Annotated in this window: 6 protein-coding genes; all 6 read right to left on the bottom strand. The window is 73.7% G+C overall.

Annotated elements, in window-relative coordinates:
- Positions 1 to 405: 405 nt before the first annotated feature.
- Positions 406 to 1,155, bottom strand: coding sequence for an endonuclease/exonuclease/phosphatase family protein (locus AB0O36_RS17415; protein ID WP_365110577.1), 750 nt, complete (start codon positions 1,153 to 1,155; stop codon positions 406 to 408).
- 129 nt (positions 1,156 to 1,284) lie between these two features.
- The gene (locus AB0O36_RS17410) at positions 1,285 to 2,226 is read right to left on the bottom strand and encodes an ROK family glucokinase (RefSeq protein ID WP_365110574.1); all 942 of its coding nucleotides are present in this window, start codon (positions 2,224 to 2,226) and stop codon (positions 1,285 to 1,287) included.
- Positions 2,227 to 2,287: 61 nt separating this feature from the next.
- Positions 2,288 to 2,863: a DUF5304 domain-containing protein gene (locus tag AB0O36_RS17405; protein ID WP_365110571.1), complete on the bottom strand. Its 576-nt coding sequence runs from the start codon at positions 2,861 to 2,863 to the stop codon at positions 2,288 to 2,290.
- A gap of 189 nt (positions 2,864 to 3,052) precedes the next feature.
- A complete protein-coding gene (locus AB0O36_RS17400; RefSeq protein ID WP_365110612.1) occupies positions 3,053 to 4,246 on the bottom strand; it encodes an ArsA-related P-loop ATPase in 1,194 nt (397 codons plus the stop codon).
- Positions 4,247 to 4,466: 220 nt separating this feature from the next.
- Entirely contained in the window at positions 4,467 to 4,910 is a 444-nt protein-coding gene (locus AB0O36_RS17395) for an SRPBCC family protein (protein ID WP_365110568.1), read from the bottom strand.
- A gap of 140 nt (positions 4,911 to 5,050) precedes the next feature.
- The gene (locus tag AB0O36_RS17390) at positions 5,051 to 5,845 is read right to left on the bottom strand and encodes a metallophosphoesterase (protein WP_365110565.1); all 795 of its coding nucleotides are present in this window, start codon (positions 5,843 to 5,845) and stop codon (positions 5,051 to 5,053) included.
- Positions 5,846 to 6,000: the final 155 nt, after the last annotated feature.

Raw genomic sequence — 6,000 nt, 5'->3', positions numbered from 1 at the left:
GTCGTTCCGGGGCCGTCAGTCCTGTCAAGGGTGGCCCAACGGGCCATCGCCCTCCGGGCGACGCGACGAAGGAGCGCCCTTGACAGGGCTGACGGCCCCGGAAGGACAGTGAGGACTGACGGGCAGCCCCCGGGCACCTCCCTGATTCCGTCCAGGCAACGCCCCGGCACACCCACACCCCGCCAGGCCCCATGGCCCCCTCCCAACGGATCCGGTCGCTGTCCCGACCCCCCACCCCCCGACCGGTCCCGTCCGACACGAGTCCCGCTACTGCCCTGCCCCTGCCCCACCGCATCGTCCGGTCCGGCCACACACTGCCGGGGGGCGGGTGGGCAACCCCCGCCCGAGCCCGGCCGGGCTCGGGGGGTGGAGCGGGCCGCGGGGAGGAGCCGTAGCCCCCACCCCTCAGGCCACGGCCCGCAAGCGGAGCGCTGCCAGGACCGGGAGGTGGTCCGAGGCTGACTTCAGGTCGGCTGCGGCGATTCCCTTCAGCTCCGTGGGGACTCCGCAGCCCAGGACCTCCACGCCGGGGGTCGTGAGGATGGCGTCGATGCGGCGGTCGGGGGCGGTGGTCGGGAAGGTGTTCTCGTCGCCCCAGGGGGCGACGGTCCGGCAGTCCTGCAGCTCGGACGTCAGGCGGGTGAAGGCCGGGCCGCCCGGGGTTTCGTTGAGGTCGCCCGCGGCGATGGCGTACGGGGTGTCCAGCGCGCGGAGTCTCTCCAGCAGCAGTCCCGCCTGGGTCGCGCGTTCCGCCCGCTGGAGGGAGAGGTGCGTGCTCAGCAGACCGACCCGGGCGCCGGCGATCCGTACGACCGCGGTCGCGAACCCGCGGCGGTGCAGGCCCGGGGTGAGCGGCAGGAGCACGTCCTCGGTGCGCTCCACGTGGGCGCGCAGCGAACACATCAGCAGGGTGCCCGCGGCGGTCGCGCCGCCGCCGAGGACCACCAGTTCGGCCTTCGCCGCCAGCCTGGCGGCGTGCTTGCGCCAGCGGAAGAAGCGGGGGGCCTCCTGGGCGAAGACCAGGTCCGGGGAGCAGGCTCGGATCACCCGGGCGAGGGCATCCTCGTCGTCGCGCATCGAGCGGAGGTTGTAGGAGAGCACCCGGATCACCGCGGAGCCGTCCGATTCCGTATGGGACTGAGGCAGATCATCCATGTGGGGCAACATATGCCGCTGCCCGCCGTGCCCACAGGGGGCGCGGCGGGCAGACTCCGGAGTCCTGTGCCCCGGCAGGCAGCCGGTACGGCCGCTTCAGCCGTGGCCGGTACGGCCGCTCCGGCCGGTTCAGCCCTGGCGGGCCAGGTCCGCCGCGCCGACCAGGCCCGCCTTGCCGCCGAGCTGGGCGGCCAGCACCTGCGCGTGCGGCCGGTACTGGGCGCCGATCAGCCAGCGACGGAAGGACTTGCGGATCGGTTCGAGGACCAGCTCGCCCTCGTCGGAGACCCCGCCGCCGACGATGAACGCGGACGGGTCGAAGAGGGAGGCGAGGTCGGCCAGACCGGCGCCGGCCCAGCGGGCCAGCTCGCGGAAGGAGTCCACGGCCACCCGGTCGCCCGCCCGGGCCGCCTCGCTGACGTGCTTGCCCTCGATGCCCTCGACGGTGCCGTCGCCGAGGCCGAGGAGGATCTCGGCGCGCTCGGGGGTGGCGTTGGCGCGCTGCTTGGCGTAGCGGACCAGGGCCCGGCCGGAGGCGTACTGCTCCCAGCAGCCCTGGCTGCCGCAGCCGCACAGCAGGCCGTCGGGCACGACGCGGATGTGGCCGAACTCGGCGGCCACGCCGAAGCGGCCGCGGCGCAGCTTGTTGCCGATGATGATGCCGCCGCCGAGGCCGGTGCCGAGGGTGATGCAGATGACGTCCTCGTGGCCCTGGCCGGCGCCGAAGCGGTACTCGCCCCAGGCGGCGGCGTTGGCGTCGTTCTCGACGACCACGGGGAGGCCGATGCGCTGCTCGACCTTGTCCTTGAGCGGCTCGTGCCGCCAGTTGATGTTGGGCGCGAAGAGTACGGTCGCGCGCTTGTCGTCGACGTATCCGGCCGCGCCGATGCCGACCGCCTCGACGGCGTGGTTGCTGCTGACCTCGGCGACGGCGGCGCAGATCGCCTCCGTCACGCCGTCCGCGGTCGGCGGGGTGGGCACCTTGTACGTCTCCAGGATGGTGCCCTCTTCGTCGACCACGCCGGCCGCGATCTTCGTGCCGCCGATGTCGACGCCGATGGTGAGTCCCATTAGTCCCTCGGTTTCCGGTCAAACCCCGCCACGGCCAAAGGTACCCGAGGGCGGCCGTCACTCAGTCGAGGTCGATACGACCCGACGGGCCGGGGCCGTCGCCGTTGTCGCCCCGGTTGTCGGCGTTGCCGTCGCCCCGGTTGTGGGTGCTCTCGTCGCCCCGGTTGTGGGTGCTGCCGTCGCCTCGGGTCCGGGTGTTGTCGTCGCCGCCCTTGTCGGTGTTGTGGGGGCGGCCCGTGTGGGCGCCCGTGTCGTCGCCGCGGGTCCAGCGGCGTTCGTGGCCCTCCACCGCCGTGCGGTAGGCCGCGAGCAGCTCGGAACCGGCGGCGGCGAGGTGGTCGAAGACCTCCGGGTTGCGTTCGATGACGGGCTTGGCGGCGCTCTTCGCCTGGTTGACGAACTGGCGGACGGCGCCTGTGGCGGCGGTGCCGAACAGGGGGTTGTTCAGCCCGGACACCTTGTCGGCGACGGCTTCGAAGAGCTTGAGGAGTTCCTCGGCGGCCGTCCCGGTGCTGTTCCCGCTCCCGCCGCCGGCCGTGTTCCGTTGCGTACGGCGGGCCCGCTCGGCGGCGAGGTCCTCGGCGCAGGCCTTCGCCCAGGCGTCGTCGTCGGCGGGATGGTCGGTGGCCTCGCTCATGGCGGACTCTCCTGCGGCAGCTGGGGCGGGTACTTCCGACGTTACCCGAACGGGGGTATGGCGCCGGGTCGCCGCCCGCGGTCCCCCTGGGCCGGCCGTCCGCTCACCCCCGTCCGTTCCCGGCCCTTCCTGTCCGTTCCGGCCTGTCCCCCGCCCGTCGCCGTCCGTTCCCGCCCGCCCCCTCCGTGGTCAGCGCGGCCAGAGGGCCGGGTCCGGGGTGAAGCGGATCCGGAGGGCGCCGTCGGTGAGGGAGGCACCGGAGACGGTGCAGCGGCGCAGTGCCGAGGGAAGCGGAACGATCCTGCGGTACGGGCCCGCGCCGAGCAGCAGTTCGTCGCCGCGCCGGACCAGGTCGAGCTCCCGCTTCTGCGCATCGGGCAGCGGCACCGTCCAGACGAGCAGCCCGTCCTCGGCGCGCCGGTCCTCGACGGGCCAGTCGGACCGGTCGGGGACCGGGACCGGGCCTGGGTCGAGGAGCGCCAGGTCCTCGGGGCCCCGGGGGGCCCGGCCCAGGTGGGGCAGCGGCCGGTACGCGTCCCACTGCGCGGCGTACTTCTGCTGTTCGGCGGCGAGGCCGGCCGTCCAGGGGTCGCCGGAGCCGTCGGGGACCATGCGGTTGGCGATCACCGGGCCGGCCGGCAGGCCGTGCAGGGCGAGGCCGAGCCGGCCCAGCCGGAGGGCCTCGGCGGCGGCCGGGCCGGGTTCGGCGACCAGCAGGACGGAGGTGGTGGCGGCCTCGACGACCGCCTGGACGGCGGCGAGTTCCCCGTCCCAGCGGGTGGCGGTCTCGTAGAGCCACTGCGCGGGCATGGGGACCCCGGCCAGCTGTGCCAGTACGGGGCGCAGGGCGCGGGCGGCCTGCCGCTCGGCGGGGACCAGGCGGGCGAGGTAGCGGCGGAGCTGGGCGGGGAGGGCGAGGGTCGCGACGGCCTGGTCGATCGGCGGCATGTCCACGACGACCAGGTCGAAGGGGCCGCCGGCCGTCGGGGCGGCGTCCGCGGTCCTGCGCAGGGCGCGGAGCAGGGCGAACTGTTCGGTGCCCGGCAGTTCGGTGAGTTCTTCGGCGGTCAGGGGCCGGGCGCCGAGCATGCCGAGGACGGCGGTGCCGCGTTCCTGGAGGTCGACCAGGCCCTGGCGGAAGTCGTCGGCGGAGTCGATGCGGGCGCGCCAGAGGTTGTCGGTGGCGACGGGTTCGGCGGTGAGGCCGGGGGCGGGGGTGGTGGCGGGGCCGCGGGGTGGGCCGAGCAGGGTGCCGAGGGGGTCGGTGGTGTCGGCGGAGAGTACGAGCACGCGTTGCCCTCGGCGGGCTGCCGCGAGGGCGGTGGCGGCGGCCACGGTGGTGCGGCCGGCTCCGCCGGGGCCGGTGATCAGCAGGGTGTGCATGGTGTGTGCGGTGCTCCGGACGTTGTTGCCGTGGTGGGGCGCCGTGGTCTGTTGTGGTTCGCTGCACGGGATGTGCCCCACCCCGCCCCTTTCCCGAAACCGGGGCTGCGCCCCGGACCCCTCTTTCGCCCGCGGGCCGGTGGGGGCTGGTCGCGCAGTTCCCCGCGCCCCTGGCAGGGCGCGGGCGGGGCCGCGCCCCCGACCCGGCCGCGCTCTCGGATCAGGCCGCGGACTCGACGCGCTTCTTCAGGCCGGCCAGGGCGCGGTCGATGATGACCTTCTCGGCCTTGCGCTTGATCATGCCGAGCATCGGGATCTTGACGTCCACGGTCAGCGAGTACGTGACCTCGGTGCGGTCTCCGGCGCCCAGCGGGGCCAGCCGGTAGGAGCCGTCGAGCTGGCGGAGCATCTGGGACTTGTCCAGGGTCCAGCTGACCTCGTCGGCGCCCTTCCACGTGTAGAGGAGGGTGTGGTCGTCCTTGATCGCGCCGGCGTCCAGGAGCAGGCGCACCTTCTCGGCGCGGCCTTCGGCGTCGGTGGCGAGGACCTCGGCCTCCTTCACCTCTCCGGTCCACTCCGGGTAGCGGGCGAAGTCTGCGATCACCGCCATGACGTCGGCCGGCGCCGCATCGATCGTGATGCTTGAGCTGGTGTGTTCCGCCATCGCGGTGGCTCCTCCGGGCTGGTGGTACCTCCCAGCGGGAGCTGGGGGAATGTGAGGACTGTGCGGCCTCCGGCCGCCCCCGCGTGAAGGCTACCGCGCGTCGTGGAGTGGCCACTCCAGGGCCCCGATCACCGCTCCCGTCACCACTCCAGGGCCCACGGCCTTCCCGTCGACGCGAAGTGGCCGACGTTCACGCACTCGGTGCCGCCGACCCGCATCCGCTGGGCCAGCGGCTGGTGGACGTGCCCGAAGAGGGCGTACTTGGGGCGGGTGCGCCGGATCGCCTGGAGCAGTGCGGCGCTGCCCCGCTCGAAGCGGCGCGCGACGGTGTCGTAGCAGAGTTCGGGGACCTCGGGCGGGATGTGGGAGCAGAGCACGTCCACCTCGCCGAGGGCCTCGACCTTGGCCGCGTACTCCTCGACGTCGACCTCGTAGGGGGTGTTCATCGGGGTGGGCAGGCCGCCGCCGACGAAGCCGAAGACGCGGCCGGCGATCTCGACCCGCTCGCCGTCCAGGACGGTGGTTCCGGTTCCGGCGTACTCGGGCCACAGGGTCGGTATGTCGACGTTGCCGTAGGTGGCGTACGTGGGGGTGGGGAAGGCGGCGAACATTTCGGCGTACTGGCGCCGCACGGCTTCTTCGATGACGTGTTCGCGGGGCCGGTCGCCGGGGAGGCCGGCCCACAGGGCCCGGCCGAACTCGCGGGCCTCCTCGAACCGCCGCTCGGTGCGCAGGGCGACGATCCGGTGGGCGTTCTCGACGCCGAAGAGGTCGGGGAAGATTCCGCGGGAGTGGTCGGCGTAGTCGAGGAAGAGGACCAGGTCACCGAGGCAGACCAGGGCATCGGCACCTTCGCCCGCTCTGGCCAGGGCCTCGGTGTTGCCGTGGACGTCACTGACGACATGGATCCGGGTGCCGCGTTTTGATCCCCTCATGGCGATCAGCCTAGGGGGACCCGCCCCCACAGGCCAGAGTCCCCCGCAGCCCGCCGGACCTGCGGTTACTTCCAAGTCCCGAAAGGGGTGGACTACTGTCGGGACAATAATGCCGCGTCATGTGACGCACGGAACATCTGGCCGGTTCCCTCTAC

The organism is Streptomyces sp. NPDC089799 (assembly GCF_040684755.1).
Lineage (GTDB): Bacteria > Actinomycetota > Actinomycetes > Streptomycetales > Streptomycetaceae > Streptomyces.
The sequence above is the reverse complement of the archived record's forward strand: the minus strand, read 5'-3'. Positions and strand labels throughout refer to the sequence as shown.